Below are 21,185 nucleotides of genomic sequence, written 5' to 3' on the forward strand. Positions count from 1 at the left end.
ATCACGTCCGGGTCCCGGCGGTTGACCTCGCCGATCACCCGCTCCCAGAACACCACCGGCTTGGTGTGCGGATTGTCCACCCGGAAGATCCGCACCCCCAAGGCCATCCAGTGCCGCAGCACCCGCACCGTCTCCTTCACCAGACCGTCCATGTCCGCGTCGAAGGCGATCGGATAGATGTCCTGGTACTTCTTCGGCGGGTTCTCCGCGTACGCGATCGTCCCGTCCGGCCGGTGATGGAACCACTCCGGATGCTTGCGCACCCACGGATGATCCGGCGAACACTGCAACGCGAAGTCCAGCGCCACCTCAAGACCCAGCTCCCCGGCCCGCTGAACGAACCAGGCGAAGTCCTCCAGCGTCCCCAGCTGCGGATCCACCGCGTCATGGCCGCCCTCCGGCGACCCGATCGCCCACGGCACCCCCACATCCTCCGCGTCCGGCGTCAGCGTGTTGTTGCGGCCCTTGCGAAACGTCGTCCCGATCGGATGCACCGGCGGCAGATACACCACGTCGAACCCCATCGCCGCGATCGCCGGCAACCGCCGCGCCGCCGAACGGAACGTCCCGTGCGGCCGCTCCGCCGTCCCCTCCGACCGCGGGAAGAACTCGTACCACGACCCGTACAACGCCCGCTCCCGCTCCACCAGCAGCGGCATCGTGGGTCCGGCGGTGACGAACTCGCGGAACGGGTGGCGGTCGAGGGCCTCCCGCACCGCGGGCGCGAGCGCCGCCGCGTACCGCTCGGCGACCGGCAGCGAGTCGTCGAGCAGCGTCCGCGCGGCCTCCCGCACCACGGTGCGCGCCGGCCCGCGCGGCACCCGGCCCGCGGCCCGCTCCAGCAGGTGGCCGCCCTCCTCCAGGACCAGACCCGTGTCGATCCCGGCAGGGATCTTGATCTCGGCGTGGTGCCGCCAGGTGGCGACCGGATCGCTCCACGCCTCCACCGTGTACGTCCAGCGCCCCGCCACGTCCAGCGTCACGTCGGCACCCCAGCGGTCCGTGCCCGGGGCGAGTTCGCGCATCGGGGTCCACGGTCCGCGGCTGCCGTCGGGCCCCTTGAGGACCACGTTGGCGCCGATGGCGTCATGGCCCTCGCGAAAGACCGTCGCGGTGATCGGGAACGTCTCCCCGCACACGGACTTGGCCGGCCTGCTGCCGCAATCCACGCGCGGATGGACGTCCCGCACCGGGATACGGCCGATCGCTCTGGTGGACCTCACGCTGTACCTCCGCAACTGGGAAGGCGACCGAACACGGCGTCCGTCGCCCGTCGTTCACTGCCCGCCGAGGCGCGGGCGCTGACTGCTAACGCTCGGCGGCCAGGCGCGGTACCGGCCGGGTCGCCGCGAGCCGCGCGACACCGCTCGTCCGGCGGGACGCGCTGCGCCGCACCCGGGTCTCCACCGCCCCTCGCAGGTACTGCTCGGCGGCGTCCGCGGCCTCCCGGGCGCAACGTTTGCCCATCAGCACGCACAGGGTGTATCCGCAGTCCTCGAACGAGGAGCGCACCGCGACGTCCCCGGGGCTCGCGAGCATCGCCCGCTCCCACGCGCGGTAGCCGCGCAGACATCTGGCCACTTCGGTCCTGGCTGGTAGCAGCATGGCGCAGGTCACCTTCCGGGAGTGCGAGAGGTACGTCGCCCCGCCGACGAGCGGGGTCGGCCTTCAGGGGTCCTCGCACCATGCCCGTCCGGGTCGCTCACAGTGCAAGGACCCCTTGGGGCCCCTGCCTCACGAGCGGCAAGGACCCCCGAGCAGAGGTGCGGAACCGTCAAACCTCCCGAGGCCTTCACTTATGGTGCACGGCTCGCCACCCAACGTCCTGTTGGATCTTGGTCGTGGTGTGCTCGTGTTGCACGAATGGCGTAGCGGCCCCACTGTGGTTGTGACTCAGGAGCGATCGACGCTCACGCTTCGTGTTCGGGGCCCCGGCCGTGCGGCCGGGAGGAGCGGGAGCCTCGCCGGTGAGGAGCCAACGACGATGAAGACCGCAGTGCCCTGCTACTACCACCTCGACGTGGACGTGAGTCCGGAGCGGGTCGGACAGGTCAGGCGCATCCTGGCCGCCCACCTCCGGCACTGGGATCTGGAGAGCCTCGTCGAGCCCGTCTGCCGCGGAACGGAGATGCTGCTGAACGCGATCGACGAGCACGCCACGGACAAGCGCACCTCGATCGAGATGTGGTGGAACCGCCAGCATCTGATCACCGCCGTCGGCGGCGGCGACCGCGATCTGCGCCCCGACCAGGACCTGCGCGCCTGCCTGGAGCACCTCGCCGCCACCAGCGACGGCTGGGGCGGCTGCGCCACCGCCGCCGGCAGCACGGTCATCTGGTTCTCGCAGCGCGCCCGCGCCGGGGAACGCGTCCCGCTGGTGCCCACCCGGCCCGTCCCGAGGCTCCGCGAGATGCTCAAGGTGCCCCGCCTGCTGCCCGTGACGTCACTGGCCGCCTCCGCCGGCGGGACGGCCGACGTCGTGGAGGTCTCCCGGTGACCTCACGGACCGACCGGAGCGCAGGGGTGCCCGTCTGGAGCGGGCACCCCTACCCGTTGGGCGCGCACTTCGACGGGGAGGGCGTCAACTTCGCCCTGTTCAGCGAGGTCGCGCAGCACGTCGACCTGGTCCTCGTCGACGACGGGGGAGGCGCCCGCACCGTGCCGCTCAGCGAGGTCGACGGCTTCGTGTGGCACGCCTACCTGCCCGGGGTGCGCCCCGGGCAGCGCTACGGCTACCGCGTGCACGGGCCGTGGGCCCCGGCGGCCGGACACCGCTGCAACCCGGCCAAGCTGCTCCTCGACCCCTACGCGCGCGCCGTCGACGGCCAGATCGACAATCACGCCTCGCTCTTCGAACGCGCCGGCGACCGGCCCGACCCCCAGGACAGCGCCGGGCACACCCTGCTCGGCGTGGTCACCGATCCCGCCTTCGACTGGGGCGACGACCGGCCGCCCAGCCGCTCCTACGCCGACACGGTGATCTACGAGGCCCATGTGCGCGGACTGACCCGCACCCACCCCGACGTCCCGCCGGAACTGCGCGGCACCTACGCGGGTCTCGCGCACCCGGCGGTGACCGGGCACCTCACCTCGCTCGGCGTGACCGCGGTCGAGCTGATGCCGGTCCACCAGTACGTGCAGGACGGCGTCCTCACCGACCGGGGCCTGTCCAACTACTGGGGCTACAACACCATCGGCTTCTTCGCCCCGCACAACGCCTACGCCGCGGACGGCACCCGGGGCAGGCAGGTCGCCGAGTTCAAGGCGATGGTCAAGGCGCTGCACGCGGCCGGGCTCGAGGTGATCCTCGACGTGGTCTACAACCACACCGCCGAGGGCAACGAGAACGGCCCCACGCTCTCCTTCCGGGGCATCGACAACGCCTCCTACTACCGCCTGGTGGACGGCGACTTCGCGCACTACTACGACACCACCGGCACCGGCAACAGCCTGCTGATGCGGCACCCCTACGTCCTCCAGCTGATCATGGACTCGCTGCGGTACTGGGTGACCGAGATGCACGTCGACGGTTTCCGCTTCGACCTCGCGGCCACCCTGGCCCGGCAGTTCCACGAGGTGTCACGGCTGTCGGCGTTCTTCGACCTCATCCAGCAGGACCCGGTGATCAGCCGCGTCAAGCTGATCGCCGAGCCGTGGGACGTCGGCGAGGGCGGCTACCAGGTGGGCAACTTCCCGCCGCTGTGGTCGGAGTGGAACGGCCGCTACCGCGACGCGGTGCGCGACTTCTGGCGGGCCGAGCCCGGCTCCCTGGGCGAGTTCGCCTCCCGCCTCGCCGGCTCCTCCGACCTGTACGCGCACCACCGGCGCCGGCCGCGCGCCAGCGTCAACTTCGTCACCGCGCACGACGGTTTCACCCTGCGCGACCTCGTCTCGTACAACGACAAGCACAACGAGGCCAATGGCGAGGACGACCGGGACGGCGAGAGCGTCAACCGGTCCTGGAACTGCGGGGCCGAGGGCGACACCGACGACCCCGCCGTACTGGAGCTGCGCGCCCGCCAGCAGCGCAACCTCATCGCCACACTGCTGCTGTCGCAGGGCATCCCCATGCTGTGCCACGGCGACGAGCTCGGCCGCACCCAGCGCGGCAACAACAACGCCTACTGCCAGGACAACGAGGTCTCCTGGATCGACTGGCGGCTGACGGCACAGCAGCGCGAGCTGACCGACTTCACCCGCCACCTGGTCGCCCTGCGCGCCGCCCACCCGGTGCTGCGTCGGCGTCGCTTCTTCCGCGGCGAGACCGTCACCCACGCCGGGCAGCCGCTGCCCGACCTGGTGTGGCTGCTGCCGGACGCCCGTGAGATGACCGACGACAACTGGCGTCGCCCCGACGCCCACTGCGTCGGCGTCTTCCTCAACGGCGACGCCATCGCCGAACCCGACGCCCGGGGCCGGCCCGTCGTCGACGACTCCTTCCTGCTCCTGCTCAACAGCTACTGGGAGCCCGTCGTCTTCCACCTGCCCGGCGCCGAGTACGCGGAGCGCTGGACGGTGTGCGTCGACACGGTGAGCCCGCGCGGCGGCCCGGACGAGACGGAGCACAAGGCGGGCGCCGAGGTGACGGTGGAGTCCCGCAGCCTCCTGGTGCTGACCCGGCCGCCCCGCCGCGCGGGGTGACCGGGCCGGGCGCGGTCAGCGCTCGCGGTGGGAGGTGACCGTGAACTGGGCGCCGTCCGGGTCCCGCAGGACCGCCTCGTCGGCGGTCTCCGCCAGGACGCTGCCGCCGTGCTTCTCCGCGGTGCGGGCGCACGCCGAGACGTCCGCGACGGCGAAGTGGACCTGCCAGTGCGGGCGGATCGTCGGATCGGGGGCGGCCTCCAGCGCGCCGGACTCGATACGGGCCACGATGTCGCCCCGGCTGCGCAGCACCACCTCGCCGCCCTCGTAGTGCACCTCGCAGCAGCCGGGCCGGTCCGTCGCCCAGTCGAGGATCTCGCCGTAGAACATCGCCGAGTCGAAGGCGTCCCGGGTGTGCAGTCGGATGAAGGCGGGGGAGGCCTGCCGCCAGGCCTCCCAGTTGCCCATCAGGGACCCTTCCCAGACGCCGAAGGTCGCGCCCTCCCGGTCGGCCAGCAGCGCCGCCCGGCCCGGGGGCAGCGAGATCGGCCCCACGGCCACCGTGCCGCCGCGCTCCCGCGCCCGGGCCGCTGCCACGTCCGCGCTGGGCACGGCGAAGTACGGCGTCCAGGCCACCGCCATCTGCCACATCGCGGCGACGGCGGCGACGCCCGCGACCGGCACCCCGTCGACCAGTGCCGTACGGAAGTGCTCGCCCAGGGAGCCGCGACGCCACTCCCAGCCGAGGACGGCGCCGTAGAAGTCCTGGGTGGCCGCCAGGTCGCGGCTGGTCAGGCTCACCCAGCAGGGCGCGCCGAACACGGAGTGCGTGGAGACGGCCTCCGTCGCACCGGGGGCAGATGTCGGGTGATCGTTCATGGCACTCGCGTTCCTGATCTGTCGGCTGCGACCGGCTCTCCCCCCCAGTGTCCGGCCGGATGCCCGCAAGGCGCCCGCCGAGCGGCCCGGCGGCAAGGGGAGGGTGCCACGAGTACCGCGGGGACCCGCCCGCGAAACTGACCCGTCGGAGTGACGGGCGACGCCCGCCCCCGCGTCGGGGGCGGGCGTCCGGGAAGGCCTTCGCGCGGGCCGCTCACCGCGCGTCGGCGACGACCTCCTCGCGCAGCCGGGCGAAGCAGCCGCTCAGCAGCCGTGAGACGTGCATCTGCGAGATGCCCAGCTCCTCGGCGATGCCGCTCTGCGTCATGCCGCCGAAGAACCGCAGGTACAGGATGGTCCGCTCGCGCTCGGGGAGCGCACGCAGACTGGGGGCCACGGCCACCCGGTCGACGACCGTGTCGTAGCCGGGGTCGGGGTCGCCGAGGGCGTCCTCCAGGGCGTACCCGTCGGTGCCGGGCATCTCCGCCTCCAGGGACAGCGCGGAGAAGCACTCCAGAGCCTCCATGCCGGTGCGCACCTCGTCCTCGGTGAGCTGCGCGTACTCGGCGATCTCGGGGACCGTCGGCGGCCGTCCGGGAATCGTCTGCGACAGGTCCTTGACGGCGTGCCGCACCCGGTTGCGCAGGTCCTGGACCCGGCGCGGCACGTGCAGCGTCCACATGTGGTCGCGGAAGTGGCGCTTGATCTCGCCCGTGATCGTCGGCACCGCGTACGCCTCGAAGGCGCGGCCGCGGCCGGGGTCGTAGTGGTCGACGGCCTTGACCAGCCCGAGGGCGGCCACCTGGTAGAGGTCCTCCAGCGCCTCGCCGCGGCCGCGGAAGCGGACGGCGATCCGCTCGGCCATGGGGAGCCAGAGCCGGACCAGCTCGTCACGCAGCGATCGGCGTTCGGGGCCGTCGGGCAGACCGGCGAGACGGGCGAAGGACTCGGTGGTGTCGGGGGCGTCGTCGTGGGGGTGCTGCCTGGTTCTGACGGTGGTACGCATCGCGCGTGCCTCCCTCAGGGGGTGCCGGGGGATGGACGGACACCGTGGGAAGCGCGCGAACCGGGCGGAGAACATCCGCGGCGGCCCGCACGGCGGGATCCCACGGACGTGCCTCCTGTCCGAAGCACTTCCTGCTGATTCCCGCTGCAGGGGTTATGAAACGATTCTGCCCTATTTGTCCAGATCATTCTTGGCGTGTCCTGTACGCGATCTTGAGACCGGCTCGGATCCCGCCGGCTCTGCCGCAGAGGTTCCCGGAAGAGCTCGCCGACGCGCTCGGCGGCGTCACCCGACTGGACGCCGCCGACCGGGAGGCGCTGCGCGCCGCGCTCCCCGCCCTGACCGTCCGCGCCGGCGAGGGCTTCGGCCTGATCGGCCCGACCGGCGCCGGCAATACCACGGCGATCGGCTCCAACGCCCTGCTTCCCGCCCGCCGACGTGATGTGCGGCACGCCCGGGTGATTGCCTCCGACGGCCCGTCGGGTAATCGTGCCTGCGCAGCGCTTGATCGACGATCAAATGGGGTGAACCGCCTGGCCACAGCGCATTCCGCGCATTTGACAGTGCGCTGAGCGCACGGATAGGAAGCAGCCCGTAGAAGTCGAGAGGTGGACTGTGTACGAGCCGAACGTGGTCGAGGACTGGCAGGAGTACGACGAGCATGCCGGTCTGCGGGTCCGCGTCCACCGACTGGAGCGGGCGGAGCCGCCGCGGGGGCGCGACGACGCGGCGGAGGGGCTGACGTACTTCCGCCTCCGGGTGACCGTGGAGAACCGCGCGGAACGCAGCTTCGGCGTCCACCTGGAGGACGGGCAGATCGACGTGCGGCTCGGCGCCGACGGCGAGAGCGCCTTCATCGACTGGCGCAACTCGCAGTTCATCGAGGGCTTCGACGTCTACCCGCTGCGCCGGGCCACCGCCGTGCTCTACGCCGCCGGGCCGGAGGCAGCGCTCGGCCAGGTCGACGTCCAGATCCAGCTGCGGGTGGACGAGGAGTGGGCCGGGCGCCGGATGTGGGTGGGCGGCGTGGGCCTGCACGAGGGCGCCGCCGGCGCCACGGCGGGCGCCGGCCGGGACAGCCTGGCCCGCCAGGTCAGCAACTTCCTGCGGGACCAGGCCGAGGAAGGCACCGCCTGAGCCGTCCGGGGCGCAGGGGTCCTTTCACTATGAGCGTCTCACTATGAGCGTCCGATCAGGCCGCGCGACCCGGACGGGCGTAGTGAAAAGACCCCTCAGTGCGGGATGCCGTCGATGATCTCGCGGGCGCCCTGGCGCAGCAGCGCCACCGCCACCGAGGTGCCGAGCGTGGCCGCGTCGAGCCGGCCCGCCCACTCGTGGGCGTTCAGCCGGATCTTGCCGTCCGGAGTGAACACACAGGCCCGCAGGGACAGTTCACCGCTGCGGTCCACCCGCGCGAACCCGGCGATGGGGCTGTTGCAGTGGCCCTGGAGCACATGCAGGAACATCCGCTCGGCCGTGGCCTCCCGGTGGGTGGCCGGATCGCCGAGCCCGCTGACGACGTCGATGAGGTCGGCGTCCTCCTGACGGCACTGCAGGGCGAGGATGCCCGCGCCGATCGGAGGCATCATGGCCTCCGGCGACAGCACCTCGCTGATCACGTCCCGCCGCTCGATGCGCTCCAGTCCGGACACCGCGAGCAGCAGCGCGTCGGCCTCGCCCGCCGCCAGCTTCTCCAGCCGCCGGTTGGCGTTGCCGCGGAACGGCACGCACCGCAGCTGCGGATGGGTGGCGGCCAGCTGGGCGATCCGCCGCACCGACGAGGTGCCGATCCGGGTACCCGGCGGGAGCTCGTCCAGCGTGAGCCCGCCCGGGTGGACGAGGGCGTCGCGGATGTCGTCCCGCTTCAGGAACGCGGCGAACACCGTGCCCGCGGGAAGCGGCCGGTCCGCTGGGACGTCCTTGACGCAGTGCACCGCGAGATCCGCCTCGCCGGCCAGCAGCGCCGCGTCCACCTCCTTGGTGAACGCCCCCTTGCCCTCGACCTGCGACAGGTCCCCCATCCACTTGTCGCCGGTGGTCTTCACGGGGACGACCTCGGTGCGCACACCGGGCCGCAGGGCGGAGAGTTCGGCGCGGACCCGCTCCACCTGGGCCAGGGCCATGGGCGAGTCACGCGAGACGATACGGATCACTTCCGGAACGGACATGCGGGACACCATAGACCCTCCGGGAGGACGCCGTTCGCCGGACGGGGCGAAGCGGCCCGCCGCCTTGACAGGGGGCCGGGCGCGGTCCGGGGCGTGACCCGTCGGGGCACCCACCACCCCGGACCGGTTCCGTGCCGACTCCCGGGCGGGGGTCAGGCGTTGGGGTCGAAGGTGATCCCGGCCGGCTTCGCCTTCGTCAGGTTGGAGGCGAAACTGCCGTCCTTGATCCCGAAGTCGGCGCTGCCGAAGTCGTAGGAGGTCAACTTCTCGCGCACGCCCGCCGGGTAGCCGTTCCAGCCGACCAGGGCCGGGTACTGCCAGGCGCCCTTGTGGTTCTCCGGCGGCTCGTCGTTGGAGTTGCCCAGCCGGAAGCAGTGCGTCCTGATGCCGTCCTTGTGGTAGACGGCTTTCGGGTGGGTGCCCTCGAAGCGCACCGAGGACGCGGGGTGCACGGTGAACCCGCCGTGGTTGGAGGTCGAGACGTACTGGACCTTGCCGCTCTGCACCCACACCACGACGTGTTCCCAGTCGTTGCGGTGCCCGCCGATGCCGCTGCCCGCGAGGGCCTGGTCCTTCTCGAAGTACAGGGTGTACATGTACGCGCACCAGCCCTTGTCGCACTTGTAGCGCGAGTAGCTGTTGGTGTTGTCGAGGTCGGAGGCGTCCCGGCAGTCGCCGCTGAGCGAACCGGTCGGCTTCAGGCCGCCGTTGACCGTGCCGTCGGGGCCGATCGCGGGAGTGGGGTAGCAGCCGTCCGTGTCGTAGTCGAAGGCGGGCTGATACGTCAGTTCCGCCGCCTCGGCGTTGCGGGCCAGCGCCCGGGGAGGCGCGGCCCAGGCGAGTGAGGGCACCGCGAGGACGAGCGCCACGGCGCCGGTCAGACCGGTGAGCCATCTCCTGCGGTGGGCTTTGAACGTGGGTGACGCCACTGCGTCCTCCTCCAGATCCGGGCGCAGCCGAACGGCTGGGAGCCAAAAGGAGGTTCAGCTTCCACGCTTTTCATGTCCGCGCCAAGAGGGGGAGGCGTATCGGCGGTGAAGACAGGGCTGACACCGAGTCACCTGATGCCGTGTCATGCCGGTGTGTCCGGAAGGTCGGCCGCCGACTCCTCGGGCGTCAGGTCGGTCCGCAGCCGCAGCCAGGACGGCTGGCGCAGCAGCCCCGCCCGCGTCCGGGTGCTGAAGCGGACCTCGCCCACAAGGCGCGGCACCACCCAATGCGCGCCGGGCGCCGAGGGGGCCGGGTCGAAGGGACACGCGTCGGTCGCGGCGGCCCTCAACAGCGCGGCGAGCTCGCTCCGTTCGGCCTCGCTCCAGCCGGTGCCCACGCTGCCGACGTACCGCAGACGCCGTCCGGCCGCCCGCTGTCCGACGAGGACCGCGCCGGGCAGCCCGGTGAGCCGCCCCTTGCCGGGCTGCCAGCCGCCGACCAGGACGTCGGCGGTGCGCATGTTGCGGATCTTGATCCAGGCACGGGAGCGGACGCCGGGCTCGTACACCGAGTCCAGCCGCTTGCACACCAGCCCCTCCAGCCCGTGCGCACGGGTCGCCTCCAGCGCCTCGCGGCCGTGGCCGACCAGCGCGCTCGGCGTGGACCAGAACGGCCCCTGGAGACCGAGGCGCTCCAGTCTGACCCGGCGCCGCGTGTAGGGCAGGGCTGTCAGGGAGCGGCCCGCCAGGTGCATCACGTCGAACAGCACCAGGTGCACCGGGGTCCTCGCCGCGAGCCGTGCCGCCCTGGCCGGGGCCTGGACCAGCCCCATCCGCTGCTGCAGCAGCTGGAAGTCGGCGCGGCCCTCGTCGTCGAGCGCCAGCACCTCCCCGTCGAGCACGGCGGCCGTGCCGCCCAGCGCCTCACCCAGCGGGCGCAGCTCCGGGTAGGCGGCGGTGATGTCCTCCCCGGACCGGGCCCGCAGCACCACGCTCCCGTCGCCGGGCAGGTAGATCACCGCCCGCTGCCCGTCCTGTTTGGTCTCGTAGGCCCAGCGGGCGTCCTGTGCGACGGGTGGCAGGGCGCCGGGGGTGGCGAGCATGGGGGCGATGAACGGCAGCGTCACGGGTGAGATGTCACCGGGCCCGCGCCCCGGCACGCCCGCGACGTGCGGGGTTCCCCTGAACGGGGGCCGCCGCGCCCGGCGTGGCCCTTCGGTCGGCCCAGGTGCTCCCGCTCACCGAGGAGCCGGGCCGCCCGCCCGCCGAGCCCCGAGGCACGGACCGCTCCCGTCAGGCGAGTTGGGGGAGGGCCCCGCCGCCGGAACGATCCCTACTCTCGCGTAATATCGCGCGCCAGGCCGTCAGAGGGCGCGCCGGGCCGCCTTTGCGCGTGCCGGGCCGCCGGAGGAGGAACCGTGCCCCGGTCCGAACGCTCACCCCTGCTCCTCGCGGGGCTGCTCGCCACCGCGGGCATCGCGCACCTCGCGGTGCCGCGCCCCTACGACGCGACGATCCCGCGCGCGCTGCCCGGTCCGCCCCGCGCCTGGACCTACGGCAGCGGCGTCGCCGAGCTGGCGCTGGCGGCCGGCCTCGTGGCGCCCAGGACCCGCAAGGCGGCGGCGCTCGCCACGGCGGCGTTCTTCGTCGGCGTGTTCCCCGCCAACGTGAAGATGGCCGTGGACCGACGGCACCGCCCCGCCCCCGTCAAGGCGGCGGCGATCGCCCGGCTGCCCCTCCAGGCGCCCCTCGTGCTGTGGGCCCGCAACGTGGCCCGCCGGGCGGACCGGGCCGCCGCGGCCGGCGGCGCGATCCGTACCGTGTCGACGATGAAGGGACAGCCGTGAGCAAGGCTCCGCAGCCAGGTGACCGCGTGGAGGACTTCGCCCTCCCGGACGAGACGGGGACGGTGCGCTCCCTCACCGACCTGCTCGCCGACGGACCCGTGGTCCTCTTCTTCTACCCCGCCGCCCTCAGCCCCGGCTGCACCGCCGAGGCCTGCCACTTCCGCGATCTCGCCGCCGAGTTCGCCGCCGTGGGGGCGCGGCCCGTCGGCGTCAGCGGCGACTCCGTCGACCGCCAGCAGGAGTTCGCCGGCCGCCACACGCTCGGCATGACCCTGCTCTCCGACGCCGACGGCTCGGTGCGCGACCGCTTCGGAGTCAAGCGCGGCTTCTCCCTGGCCCCCACCAAGAGGGCCACGTTCGTCATCGGCCAGGACCGCACCGTCCTGGAGGCCGTCCACAGCGAACTGCGCATGAACACCCACGCCGACCGCGCCCTGGAGGCCCTGCGCGCCCACCGGACCTGAGGCCCCGGCCCCTGGCGGGGCGCGGTCGATGCGGCGGACCGAGGGGAACGTTCCGGACGACATGGAGCAAGTCGCCGCCGTGGCCGTCATCGATGCCCGGGGCGTCGCGACGGGCCGGAGCGAGGGCGCCCGGCTGCTCACCGACTGTCCGGCCGACGAGGCGCCGGGCCGGCCGGAGCCCGAGCTCCTCGCCGACGCCCTGCCCATGCGCACCGACGGGGCCTGGTCCGGCCCCGTCCTCGTACGGCACCGCGACGGAGGCCCGGTCGCAGTCACCGTGACCGCCTGCCCCGTCCTCGGCCCCGGCTGCAGGCTCGCCGGCCTGACGGTCACCGCCCGGCCCCCGGGACCGAGCCGACCCTCGCCGGACTCGCCTTCTGCGCCGCGCCGCGATCACCCAGCGCTGGGGCAGCTGCCGGACGACCCGCGGCAAGACGATCTGGTGCGAGCAGAACCTCCCGCCCAGCGCTCGGCCGGGGTTGACCGGCCGCCGATGCCGGGCAGGTAGCCCGCGGGCGGCACGCACGGCCGCACCCGACGACGACCATGGAGCACCTATGACGACGAAGTCCCCCGTGTCCGAGAGCGGGGCGTGGGAGGAGGCCGCCCGGGCGGCCGGAGTGGAGGTGAACCCGGTCGCCGGGCACATCGGCGCGGAGATCACGGGCATCGACCTCGCCGCCGGCCTCGACGAGGCGCAGACGAAGGCGATCCGGGCCGCGGTGCTGCGCTGGAAGGTCGTGTTCTTCCGCGGACAGAACCTCGACCACGCCGGGCACGTGGCCTTCGCCCGCCGTTTCGGCGAGCCGGTCGTGCTGCCGAGGCGCGGCAGCGCCTCCCCGCCGGGCGTGCCCGAGATCGAGACCACCGCCGACCGGCTGGAGCTGGGCGGCAGGTTCGGCATGGACCACGAGGAGTGGCTCCGGCGCCGCCGCCACAGCCTGCTGCGCGGCTGGCACTGCGACCACGGGGCCCGCGTCGACCCGCCGGCCGCGACGATCCTGCGCGCCGAGACCGTGCCTCCGTACGGCGGCGACACCACCTGGTCCAACCTGGCCGCCGCCTATGCCGGACTCTCCGCGCCGCTGCGGGAGTTCGCCGACGGCCTGCGCGCCGAGCACCGACTCGGCGTCGGCTACCAGCCCCGCCCGGGCGACGACGCCTACGTCCGCCACCTGCTTCAGCGCCAGGTGGCCTCGCTGCATCCCCTGGTGCGCGTCCACCCCGAGACCGGCGAGCGCATCCTCTACGTCAACGGCTACTACGTCGAGCAGATCACCGGGCTGTCCCGCCCGGAGAGCGCGGCGATCCTGGAACTGCTCCTCGAACAGGCGACCAGGCCCGAGTACACGGTCCGCTTCCGCTGGGAGCCGGGCAGCGTCGCCTTCTGGGACAACCGCGCCACCATCCACCTCGCCCCCTCCGACAACGCCCACCTCGACTTCCCCCGCACGATGCACCGGGTGATGCTCGCCGGGGACGTGCCCGTCGGCGTGGACGGGAAGCCGTCGCGACCGGTCACCGGGACCGAGCCGGGCCGCTGGTGAGGCCGGCGCCGCCCGGCCGGGGACGGGCGCTCACTTCAGCGCGTCGTCCCCGGCGGTGCGGGGCCGCCAGCCCAGCGCCGGGCCCGAGGAAGCCGAGCTTGCGCAGCGGGCGTGGGGCGGGCGGCACGGGCTCCTCCAGCGGGTTCGCGCACCGGTCCTGCCGCCGGTTGTCTCAGCCGGACATTGCGGGAGTGTGATCAGTTCAGCGGGATGACGACCTCGTCCTCGACCGGCGGGTGCAGCTCCTGCGCGCGGTTGCCGGTGGCCGCGTGGCAGCGCAGCCGGACGCTCTCGGGGGTGACGTCCAGGCGCAGGAAGCACTTGAAGAACGGCGGGGTGTACGTCGCCGAGCTCGGGGAGAACAGCGAGGTGTAGATCTTGCGCACGGGCAGCCGGAAGCGTGCCGTGCGGTCGGGGCGGCGCCCCGCGCCCAGCAGGCTCGCCACCAACCGGATCCGCCGGGTGAGCCGGACCGGGCCGCCCGGCGCGCGGGTGGGCGGGATGCCGAGCCGCTCGGCGACCACCGCCGTCGCCTCGGCCTCGGTGAGGGTGAAGAAGCGGGGCAGCCGCAGCCGGCGGCCGTACAGGCGGCTGTAGAAGGCGAGGGAGTCGCCGCGCAGCGGGTAGCAGCGGAAGTCCGACTCGGTGACCCCGCCGACGTCGACGCGCTGGATGGTGTGGGTGGCGTGCATGAACGCGCCGCCGCCGCCCGCGACGACGTACTGAAGGGTGCGGCCGTCCGCGAGGCGCACCGGGTAGCGCTGGTAGTTGTGGATGTCGCCGCCTATCGCCGCGACGTAGTGGTGGGCGGGGTCGCGGACGATCTCGTCGACCGTGCCGCCGCCCTCGATGAGGCAGGGGTGGTGTTCGCCGTCGACGTAGAGCGGGGAGCCGGTGATGAGGATCTTCGGGCGGGGCCCGCTCGACACCTCCCGCAGCCACGCGCCCTGTTCGGCGTCCACGGTGCCCAGCAGTCCCGTGTCGATGCCGACGATCCGCACCGGGCCGGCGTCGATCGCCCAGTACGGGCCGGGCTGTACGGCCTGTTGGCCGGGCGCGGACCGCAAGGCCCGTGCTTCTTCCAGGCGTTGACCGTCGCCGTGGCGGGGCCGGTGCCACAGCAGTGAGCGCAGCCAGGCCCGGGTGAGGGGCCGGGGTTCCGGCTCGGCGGGCAGGGGCGGGGCGTCGCCGCAGAAGACGCGCATGAACGCGCCGAGGTCCTCGTACCAGTCGTGGTTGCCGGGTATCGCGTAGATCGGCGCGGGGTAGTCCCGGTACGGCCGGAAGAACTTGGCGTCGTAGTCGTCCGCGCTGCCGACGGGGTAGATGACGTCACTGGCCAGCACCGCGAAGCTGGTGTCCTGAGCGACCTTCAGGAAGCCGGGCACGACCGCGTACTGGGGGTCGTCGCCCTCGCCGGTGTCACCGATGACCATGAAGGAGAAGCGGTCCGGGTCCGGGCGCCGGATCACCTTGTCGGCCGGCGCCCCGGCCGTCGCCCGCTGTGCCGTCCACCGCCCGCGGGTGCGGCCGGTGGGGTCGCCGAACCAGGACGCGAGCACGCCGTTGCGCGCCGCCCAGAGCATCCGGGGGTCCAGCCACGAGATCTTCTCGACCTCGCCGGGCATGAGTCGCTGGTACACGCCGCGTTCGGAACCGCCCCAGCCGGCGCCTTCGGCGGTGTCACGTGAGGAGTTGACCACCGGTGCACCGTAGCAATGATCTACGACCGCCCGAAGGGGCCCGCACGGAAGCCCCGTTCACCGCCCGACGGGGTCGTCCAGCACCCGGGCGATCAGATCGTGGACGAGGAACTGCCCGGGGGACAGGCGCTCTTCGAGCCGGTGCAGATCGGCGGGGCCGAACCAGTCGCAGGCGGAGCGCTTGTCCCACTCCAGGTCCGGCGCGGTCAAGTCGCCCTCGACCTCCGCGAGCCAGTCGGCCTCGTGCCGCAGACCGCCGCCGTCGTCGCCGGTCCAGGTGGTGACGCCGAGGAGGCGCCGCACCGGGCGCAGCCGCCACCCGGTCTCCTCCCGCACCTCGCGGGCGAGCGCCTCCAACAGGCCTTCGCCGGGCTCCACATGACCGCCGACGATGTCCCAGGCGCCGGGGAACAGGGCCCGGTCGGGGGCGCGTCGCTGGGCGAGGGCCCGGCCCCGCTCGTCCAGGACCACCGCGCCGACCGTCCACAGCTCACCCGCCGCGGGGGCGGGGATCTCCACGCCGGGGTCGACCACGACGTGTTCGCCGGTCTCGGGCATGGGCGACAGCCTGGACGCCACTGATCGCGAGCGTGGCCGGCACCGAGGGATATCCCTCGAAGCGGCGAGGCGAGGTGACATGGACTCGACAAGTCTGTCATTCTCCCCAGCGGCAGCCTCGCCCACCGACGCCCCCCACGGGCCGGCGTCCCGTACCCGGATCACCTCCGGGTGCGGGACGCCGCCGGCGCACCCGCGCCGGGGAACGCTCAGAACGTGCGGTCGAGCAGATCCAGCAGCGCCGCCCAGTGCCGCTGCGCGCCTTCCTCGCTGCAGGCGGCGGTGTCGGCCCGGGTGAAGCCGTGCCGGGCGCCTTCGTACACCTCGCACCGGTGCCGTACGCCGGCCTCGGTCAGCGCCTGCTCCAGGCGTTCGATCTGCTCCGGCGGCAGCGAGGGATCGTTGTCGGCGTGGCCGAAGTACAGCTCGGCGGTGACCTTGCCGGCCACCAGGTGCGGGCTGTCCGGCTGGTCGGTGGCGAGCCGCCCGCCGTGGAAACCGGCCGCCGCGGCCACCCGGCCGGGACGGTGACCCGCGGTCAGCAGCGCGAGGCGGGCCCCCATGCAGTACCCCCTCAGCGCGACCGGTCCGTCCGAGACGAGCGGGCTCTCCGCCAGCCACCCCGGATAGGCGTCCGCGCCCCGCATCGCCCGCTCGTCGGTCAGCTCCCGTATGACCGGACCGAGCTTCTCGAAGATCTCCGGACGCGCGGACGGGTCGATGAACTCGGGCAACTCGACCACGGGGGCGCGGCCCTGACGGGAGAACACGTTGGGGACCAGCACCGTGTGACCGGCCCCGGCGATCCGGTCGGCCATCGCCCTCAGATGCGGGCGCAGACCGAAGGCGTCCTGGTACCGCAGCACGCCGGGGCGGGGCGCCCCGTGGGCGGGGTGGGCGAGACAGGCGTCCGCGACGCCGTCCTCGGTCGGGACGTCCACCGAGGATCCCCGTACAGGGGTCATGCGCAGGCGCGCCTCTCTGTGCGGTGCGGGCCGGGCGGCGGCCGCCTCCGGAAGGGGTCCCGAGGGCGGCCCGCGCCCATCGTTGCGCGCACCATCCATGTGCCGGAGGGCGCCTCCACGGCGCACACCGACCTTTTACCCAGGTCACACGAAGGGCGCGCCCGCACTCACTCGAAGCGCGAGGCGTCGCCCGCTCCGTGCCGGATGATCTCCGCCTCGCCGCTGGAGAAGTCGATGACCGTCGTAGGCTCCGTGCCGCAGTCCCCGGAGTCCAGCACCCCGTCCACCACGTGGTCGAGCCGGTCCTTGATCTCCCAGCCCTGCGTCATCGGCTCCTCCTCGCCCGGCAGCAGCAGGGTGCTCGACAGCAGCGGCTCACCGAGCTCCGCGAGCAGCGCCTGGGTGACCACGTGATCGGGGATGCGCACGCCCACCGTCTTCTTCTTCGGATGCTGGAGCATGCGCGGCACCTCCTTCGTCGCCGGCAGGATGAAGGTGTAACTGCCCGGTGTCGAGGCCTTGATGGCGCGGAACACGTCCTTGTCCACCCGCACGAACTGGCCGAGCTGCGCGAAGTCCTGGCACACGAGGGTGAAGTGGTGCCGGTCGTCCAGCTCACGGATGGTGCGGATCCGGTCCACCCCGTCCCGGCTGCCGATGCGGCAGCCCAGCGCGTAGCAGGAGTCCGTCGGGTACGCGATGAGGGCGTCCGCCCGGATGGCGGCCGCGACCTGACCGATGGTGCGCGGCTGCGGGTTGTCGGGGTGCACGTCGTAGTACTTGGCCATTGTCCGAGCTTATGCCGTGCCGGCGGAAGCACACGCCCCGGAGTCCTGGCTCAGACTGCCGCGAAGCAGCGGGGGATCACGCACTCGCCGCGGTGGCGGCCTGCTCTTCGTGGTTACGCAGCATCGGCATGACGGTGGCGGGTGAGGGGTGTTGCCCCTCCTCCACGCCCCTGGCGGATCAATGCCCGTCGTGCTGCATCGCCTGCTCGCGAAGGGTGTCGATGAGCGTCGTGACATCGGGCCGGTCACGGCCGCTGATCGTGGCGACGCCGATGTGCCGGATCGGGCCCGGCGACTTGATCGGGACGATGCTCAGACCCGGGATCCCGGGGGCGAGCGCGATGGAGGGGATCAGGGAGATTCCCATGCCCGCGCCGACGAGGGAGCGGGCGAAGAAGTAGTCGGTGGTGGTCCCGCGGATGTCCGGATCGAAGCCGGCGTGCCGGGCGGAACGGCGCAGGTATGCCTCGGTCTTCAGACAGCCGAGCACCCAGGGTTCGGCTGCCAGATCGGCGAGGTCGAGCGCGTCGTGGTCGGCGAGTCGGTGCCCCTGCGGCAGGACGACGTGCAGGGGGTCCTCCAGGAGCGGCGTCCACTCCAGGCTGGAGCGGGGGCCCGGTCCGACGGGGAGCGGGCCGTCGAAGTGGTAAGCGAGGGCGAGGTCCACGGCGCCTTGACGGACGAGTGGAAGGGTGGCCTCTGGTTCGCCCTCCCTGACGTGGAGCACGGTGCGGGGATGGGCTGCCATGAGCTGGGGCAGAGCGGCGGGCAGCAGAAGCCTGCCGCCACTGGTGAAGGTGGCGACGGTGAGCTGGGTGCGGCCGGTGCTGAGCGCGGCGACCTGCTGTCGCGCATGTTCGAGCTCCGCGGCGACGGATTCCGCCGTGCCGACCATGATCCGGCCGGCCGGGGTGAGGGTGACGCCCCGGGTGCTGCGCGCGACGACCTGGGTGCCGAGGCTGCGTTCCAGGGCAGCCACTTGCTGGGAGACGGCCGAGGGGGTGAGGCGGAGAGCCGCGGCCGCCTGGTTGAAGCTGCCGTGCTCCGCCACCGCCCGCAGGACCCGGAGCCGCTGCACATCGATCAACAGTTTTCCTTCATACGAATGCAGGAAGTCGGGACTTCTGGTGATGACGATAGGTCTTCAAGCTGGGGGGCATGCAACAAAAGATCTGCGTCATCGGCGGAAGCCGGTACTTCGGAAAGCTCCTGGTAGAGCGCCTTCAGGCCGCGGGCCACCGGGTCAGCGTGATCAACCGCGGCTCCACCCCGCCGCCTGCCGGCGTCGAGCACCTCGTCGTCGACCGCAACGACGAGGCCGCCCTGACGGCCGCGCTCGACGCCCGCACCTTCGACGTCGTGGTGGACCAGGTCTGCTACACGCCGGTACAGGCCGCGGTCGCCGCCCGAGCGTTCGCACGCCGCACCCGGCGCTACGTCATGACCTCCACGATCGAGGTCTACGACCCCGTGACCGCCGCCCTGCCGGCCGTGCCCTCGGGGACACCCGTGCCGGAGGACAACGTGGACCCGACCACCTGGCAGGTGGCCATGGACCTGCCCTGGCACGACGACGCCTACCGGGAGACGCACTACGCCGAGGGCAAGCGGCAGGCCGAGGCCGTCTTCGCCCACGCCGGCAAATTCGCCTTCGCCACTGTGCGCAGCGCCCATGTGCTCGGCGGTGGCGCGCGAGAATTCACCGGCCGGCTGGCGCACTATTGCGGGCGCATCACCCGTGGCGAAGAGATCACTGTGCACGCGAAGGCGCTGCCCACGGTCTTCATCCACCACGAAGAGCTGGCGGACCTGTTGTCGTGGGCGACCGCAGCCGATTTCACCGGCCCGGTCAACGCCTGCTCCGACGGCCCGCTCGATGTGTACGACCTCGCAGAGATCGTCGCCACGCAGGCCGGCCGGGAGGCCGTCTACCGGGCAGTCCCGGCGGGTGAGGAGGCTTCGCCGTTCTCCTGCGACCGTCACTACGCCATGAGCAACGCCCGCGCGAAGGCGCTGGGCTTCTCCTTCTCCCGCACCACCGACTGGCTGCCCGGCGCCGTCACCGAAGCCCTCGCCGTATCCGCCGCTCCCACCGACTGAGGAACAAGGCCACCATGCGCTACCGCACCATCGCCCACACCGTCGTCAGCGCCATCGGCCTGGGCGCCATGCCGCTCTCCATCGAGCACCGCCCGGACGAGACGCGGGCCATCGCCACGGTCCACGCCGCCCTTGACGCCGGTGTCACCCTCATCGACACCGCCGACAGCTACCACTGGCACGCCGGCGAGGCGGGCCACAACGAGCTGCTCATCGCCCGCGCCCTGGCCCGCTACGGCGGCGACACCTCCCATGTCCTGGTGGCGACCAAGGGCGGCCGCGGCCGCCCCGGCGACGGCAGCTGGACCGTCACCGCCACCCCCGCCCGCCTCAAGCGAGCCGCTGAAGCCTCCGCCAAGCGCCTGGACGTCGACGCGATCGGTCTGTACCAGTTGCACAAGCCGGACCCGACCGTCCCCTGGGCGGAATCCGTCGGCGCACTGCGCGAGCTTCTCGACGCCGGCACGATCCGTGCCGCCGGCATCTCCAATGTCACCACCGCCCAGATCCGCCAGGCACATCAGATCCTCGGTGACGGGCTCGTCTCCGTACAGAACCAGTACTCGCCCGCCGTCCGCGACAGCGAGCCCGAGCTGCAGCTGAGTGAACGGCTGGGGCTGGCCTTCCTGCCCTGGAGCCCACTCGGCGGCATCTCCCGCAGTTCCCTCGACGGCCCCTCGCGTCCCACCTCCGCCGGCACAGCCTTCCACCGCATCGCCGCCGAACGCGACGTCAGCCCACAGCGGATCGCTCTGGCCTGGTTGCTCGCCCGCTCCCCGGCGGTGATCCCGGTACCGGGAGCCAGCCGCCCGGCTTCCATCACCGACTCCGCCAGGGCCGTGGAGCTCACGCTGAACACACAGGAGCTGGCGGAACTCGAGGACGTTCGGCCGGGCTGAGCCGAGGTGCGGGCCAGGACACCGGGACCGGCACCGGCGGGCCCCGCGCACCGGTATCGCGACCAGGTCCCTCAGGAACCGGCGTCGCCCAGCAGGTGCGTCCAGCTGTCCGCCAGCAGGGCGAGCGCCGCCGCGGAGTCCGTGTGCCAGCCGTGGCGCATCCAGTGCCGGGCCAGCTGGTCCAGCTGGCTCAGCGCCAGGAAGCCCCGCAGACGCCGAGAGGCCGGATCGAAGCGGTCCGCCTGCCGCAGCCCCGTCTCGATGTCGGCGACGACCTCGTCGAACCACCGGTCCACCACAGGACGCAGCTCCGGCTCGACCACCGCCGCCTCGTGCGCGGCGAGGACGTACGGGCGGATCCGGGGCCACCGCCGGGCCGTCGCCCGCAGCCAGTCCTCGATGCCGTCCGGGTCGCCCCGGCGGACCACCGCAGCCAGCTCCCCGCCCGCCGCTCCCGTCCCGCGCCCGAGCAGCTCGTCGAGCTCGTCGACCAGCGCCCTCATGAGCGCCGCCCGCGACGGGAAGTACGCGTAGAACGTCACCCGGGTGGTGCCCGCGGCCTTGGCGATGTCGTCGACCTTGGTCCCCGCGTAACCCCGCTGCTCGAACAGCTCCAGCGCCGTCGACAGCAGCAGCCGGCGGGTCATCTCCTTCTGTGCGGCGCGCAGGTTGGCCACGGCAGGCGCTCCAGGTCGACTGCGAAGGGCTCGCTGACCTGCGAGGTAGCGCTCCCGGTGGACGTCCACATCGT

General features: G+C 72.8%; 23 protein-coding genes. 10 read left to right on the forward strand and 13 right to left on the reverse strand.

Annotation, left to right across the window (positions count from 1 at the left end; all coding sequences use genetic code 11):
* On the reverse strand, positions 1-1,223 hold a 1,223-nt coding region (locus ACIOC0_RS15515), incomplete at its 3' end, for a maltotransferase domain-containing protein (protein ID WP_402155525.1).
* 85 nt (positions 1,224-1,308) lie between these two features.
* Positions 1,309-1,605, reverse strand: coding sequence for a DUF5133 domain-containing protein (locus ACIOC0_RS15520; RefSeq protein ID WP_402155526.1), 297 nt, complete (start codon positions 1,603-1,605; stop codon positions 1,309-1,311).
* Between the two features lie 379 nt (positions 1,606-1,984).
* Between ACIOC0_RS15520 and ACIOC0_RS15525 the strand changes: the two genes are divergently transcribed.
* Together ACIOC0_RS15525 and glgX are read left to right on the forward strand one after the other, a co-directional pair.
* A complete protein-coding gene (locus tag ACIOC0_RS15525; RefSeq protein WP_402155527.1) occupies positions 1,985-2,497 on the forward strand; it encodes a pep a2 in 513 nt (170 codons plus the stop codon).
* Positions 2,494-4,641: a glycogen debranching protein GlgX gene (gene glgX, locus ACIOC0_RS15530; protein ID WP_402155528.1), complete on the forward strand. Its 2,148-nt coding sequence runs from the start codon at positions 2,494-2,496 to the stop codon at positions 4,639-4,641. Before ACIOC0_RS15525 ends, glgX begins: the two co-directional genes overlap by 4 nt.
* Before the next feature lie 15 nt (positions 4,642-4,656).
* Here glgX and ACIOC0_RS15535 read toward each other — a convergent pair whose 3' ends face one another.
* Both ACIOC0_RS15535 and ACIOC0_RS15540 read right to left on the reverse strand, forming a co-directional pair.
* Entirely contained in the window at positions 4,657-5,460 is an 804-nt protein-coding gene (locus ACIOC0_RS15535; RefSeq protein ID WP_402155529.1) for a VOC family protein, read from the reverse strand.
* Between the two features lie 214 nt (positions 5,461-5,674).
* Entirely contained in the window at positions 5,675-6,466 is a 792-nt protein-coding gene (locus ACIOC0_RS15540) for a SigB/SigF/SigG family RNA polymerase sigma factor (protein ID WP_402155530.1), read from the reverse strand.
* A 212-nt stretch (positions 6,467-6,678) separates the two neighbouring features.
* Between ACIOC0_RS15540 and ACIOC0_RS15545 the strand changes: the two genes are divergently transcribed.
* Both ACIOC0_RS15545 and ACIOC0_RS15550 read left to right on the forward strand, forming a co-directional pair.
* Positions 6,679-7,038, forward strand: a complete 360-nt coding sequence (locus ACIOC0_RS15545; protein WP_402155531.1) for a hypothetical protein — start codon at positions 6,679-6,681, stop codon at positions 7,036-7,038.
* 43 nt (positions 7,039-7,081) lie between these two features.
* Complete coding sequence (locus tag ACIOC0_RS15550; protein WP_356681262.1) at positions 7,082-7,603, forward strand: hypothetical protein; 522 nt, start codon at positions 7,082-7,084, stop codon at positions 7,601-7,603.
* 95 nt (positions 7,604-7,698) lie between these two features.
* Here the strand turns inward: ACIOC0_RS15550 and hemC are convergent, their stop codons facing one another.
* The 3 genes from hemC to ligD form a co-directional block, all read right to left on the reverse strand.
* Positions 7,699-8,634, reverse strand: coding sequence for a hydroxymethylbilane synthase (gene hemC / locus ACIOC0_RS15555; RefSeq protein ID WP_402155532.1), 936 nt, complete (start codon positions 8,632-8,634; stop codon positions 7,699-7,701).
* A 152-nt stretch (positions 8,635-8,786) separates the two neighbouring features.
* On the reverse strand, positions 8,787-9,563 hold the full coding sequence (locus ACIOC0_RS15560; protein ID WP_402155533.1) for an NPP1 family protein: 777 nt from the start codon (positions 9,561-9,563) through the stop codon (positions 8,787-8,789).
* Between the two features lie 143 nt (positions 9,564-9,706).
* On the reverse strand, positions 9,707-10,666 hold the full coding sequence (gene ligD / locus ACIOC0_RS15565; RefSeq protein WP_402155956.1) for a non-homologous end-joining DNA ligase: 960 nt from the start codon (positions 10,664-10,666) through the stop codon (positions 9,707-9,709).
* 315 nt (positions 10,667-10,981) lie between these two features.
* On the opposite strand from ligD, the gene ACIOC0_RS15570 reads away from it, so the two are divergent.
* The 4 genes from ACIOC0_RS15570 (at position 10,982) to ACIOC0_RS15585 (ending at position 13,421) form a co-directional block, all read left to right on the forward strand.
* Positions 10,982-11,410 (forward strand): DoxX family protein, encoded by a 429-nt coding sequence (locus ACIOC0_RS15570; RefSeq protein ID WP_402155534.1) that lies wholly within the window; start codon positions 10,982-10,984, stop codon positions 11,408-11,410.
* Positions 11,407-11,874 (forward strand): peroxiredoxin, encoded by a 468-nt coding sequence (locus tag ACIOC0_RS15575; RefSeq protein ID WP_402155535.1) that lies wholly within the window; start codon positions 11,407-11,409, stop codon positions 11,872-11,874. Before ACIOC0_RS15570 ends, ACIOC0_RS15575 begins: the two co-directional genes overlap by 4 nt.
* A 61-nt stretch (positions 11,875-11,935) precedes the next feature.
* Complete coding sequence (locus tag ACIOC0_RS15580) at positions 11,936-12,382, forward strand: hypothetical protein (RefSeq protein ID WP_402155536.1); 447 nt, start codon at positions 11,936-11,938, stop codon at positions 12,380-12,382.
* 49 nt (positions 12,383-12,431) lie between these two features.
* A complete protein-coding gene (locus ACIOC0_RS15585; protein WP_402155537.1) occupies positions 12,432-13,421 on the forward strand; it encodes a TauD/TfdA dioxygenase family protein in 990 nt (329 codons plus the stop codon).
* 197 nt (positions 13,422-13,618) lie between these two features.
* Here the strand turns inward: ACIOC0_RS15585 and ACIOC0_RS15590 are convergent, their stop codons facing one another.
* The 5 genes from ACIOC0_RS15590 to ACIOC0_RS15610 form a co-directional block, all read right to left on the reverse strand.
* Positions 13,619-15,124 (reverse strand): metallophosphoesterase family protein, encoded by a 1,506-nt coding sequence (locus ACIOC0_RS15590; RefSeq protein ID WP_402155538.1) that lies wholly within the window; start codon positions 15,122-15,124, stop codon positions 13,619-13,621.
* Positions 15,125-15,181: 57 nt separating this feature from the next.
* Positions 15,182-15,682, reverse strand: coding sequence for an NUDIX hydrolase (locus tag ACIOC0_RS15595; protein WP_402155539.1), 501 nt, complete (start codon positions 15,680-15,682; stop codon positions 15,182-15,184).
* 209 nt (positions 15,683-15,891) lie between these two features.
* Entirely contained in the window at positions 15,892-16,647 is a 756-nt protein-coding gene (locus tag ACIOC0_RS15600; RefSeq protein ID WP_402155540.1) for a dienelactone hydrolase family protein, read from the reverse strand.
* Between the two features lie 167 nt (positions 16,648-16,814).
* Positions 16,815-17,435 carry an L-threonylcarbamoyladenylate synthase gene (locus ACIOC0_RS15605; protein WP_402155541.1) on the reverse strand — a complete coding sequence of 207 codons (621 nt, stop codon included), beginning with the start codon at positions 17,433-17,435 and terminating at the stop codon, positions 16,815-16,817.
* Positions 17,436-17,613: 178 nt separating this feature from the next.
* Positions 17,614-18,522: a LysR family transcriptional regulator gene (locus ACIOC0_RS15610; protein WP_402155542.1), complete on the reverse strand. Its 909-nt coding sequence runs from the start codon at positions 18,520-18,522 to the stop codon at positions 17,614-17,616.
* A gap of 71 nt (positions 18,523-18,593) precedes the next feature.
* On the opposite strand from ACIOC0_RS15610, the gene ACIOC0_RS15615 reads away from it, so the two are divergent.
* The gene (locus ACIOC0_RS15615) at positions 18,594-19,535 is read left to right on the forward strand and encodes an NAD-dependent epimerase/dehydratase family protein (RefSeq protein WP_402155543.1); all 942 of its coding nucleotides are present in this window, start codon (positions 18,594-18,596) and stop codon (positions 19,533-19,535) included.
* A 14-nt stretch (positions 19,536-19,549) separates the two neighbouring features.
* Positions 19,550-20,434 carry an aldo/keto reductase gene (locus ACIOC0_RS15620; RefSeq protein WP_402155544.1) on the forward strand — a complete coding sequence of 295 codons (885 nt, stop codon included), beginning with the start codon at positions 19,550-19,552 and terminating at the stop codon, positions 20,432-20,434.
* Positions 20,435-20,505: 71 nt separating this feature from the next.
* Here the strand turns inward: ACIOC0_RS15620 and ACIOC0_RS15625 are convergent, their stop codons facing one another.
* Positions 20,506-21,111: a TetR/AcrR family transcriptional regulator gene (locus tag ACIOC0_RS15625; RefSeq protein WP_402155545.1), complete on the reverse strand. Its 606-nt coding sequence runs from the start codon at positions 21,109-21,111 to the stop codon at positions 20,506-20,508.
* Between the last annotated feature and the right edge of the window lie 74 nt (positions 21,112-21,185).

The sequence above is a fragment of the Streptomyces sp. NPDC088254 genome, assembly GCF_044740925.1.
In the GTDB taxonomy this organism is placed as follows: Bacteria; Actinomycetota; Actinomycetes; order Streptomycetales; family Streptomycetaceae; genus Streptomyces.

What these genes read in the sequence shown, in the direction of transcription:
- ACIOC0_RS15520 (WP_402155526.1), bottom strand. Translation starts at nt 1,605, where the DNA reads ATGCTGCTACCAGCCAGGACCGAAGTGGCCAGATGTCTGCGCGGCTAC.
- ACIOC0_RS15585 (WP_402155537.1), top strand. Translation starts at nt 12,432, where the DNA reads ATGACGACGAAGTCCCCCGTGTCCGAGAGCGGGGCGTGGGAGGAGGCC.
- ACIOC0_RS15540 (WP_402155530.1), bottom strand. Translation starts at nt 6,466, where the DNA reads ATGCGTACCACCGTCAGAACCAGGCAGCACCCCCACGACGACGCCCCC.
- ACIOC0_RS15525 (WP_402155527.1), top strand. Translation starts at nt 1,985, where the DNA reads ATGAAGACCGCAGTGCCCTGCTACTACCACCTCGACGTGGACGTGAGT.
- hemC (WP_402155532.1), bottom strand. Translation starts at nt 8,634, where the DNA reads ATGTCCGTTCCGGAAGTGATCCGTATCGTCTCGCGTGACTCGCCCATG.
- ligD (WP_402155956.1), bottom strand. Translation starts at nt 10,666, where the DNA reads ATGCTCGCCACCCCCGGCGCCCTGCCACCCGTCGCACAGGACGCCCGC.
- ACIOC0_RS15615 (WP_402155543.1), top strand. Translation starts at nt 18,594, where the DNA reads ATGCAACAAAAGATCTGCGTCATCGGCGGAAGCCGGTACTTCGGAAAG.
- ACIOC0_RS15620 (WP_402155544.1), top strand. Translation starts at nt 19,550, where the DNA reads ATGCGCTACCGCACCATCGCCCACACCGTCGTCAGCGCCATCGGCCTG.
- ACIOC0_RS15600 (WP_402155540.1), bottom strand. Translation starts at nt 16,647, where the DNA reads ATGACCCCTGTACGGGGATCCTCGGTGGACGTCCCGACCGAGGACGGC.
- ACIOC0_RS15595 (WP_402155539.1), bottom strand. Translation starts at nt 15,682, where the DNA reads ATGCCCGAGACCGGCGAACACGTCGTGGTCGACCCCGGCGTGGAGATC.
- ACIOC0_RS15580 (WP_402155536.1), top strand. Translation starts at nt 11,936, where the DNA reads ATGGAGCAAGTCGCCGCCGTGGCCGTCATCGATGCCCGGGGCGTCGCG.
- ACIOC0_RS15605 (WP_402155541.1), bottom strand. Translation starts at nt 17,435, where the DNA reads ATGGCCAAGTACTACGACGTGCACCCCGACAACCCGCAGCCGCGCACC.
- ACIOC0_RS15535 (WP_402155529.1), bottom strand. Translation starts at nt 5,460, where the DNA reads ATGAACGATCACCCGACATCTGCCCCCGGTGCGACGGAGGCCGTCTCC.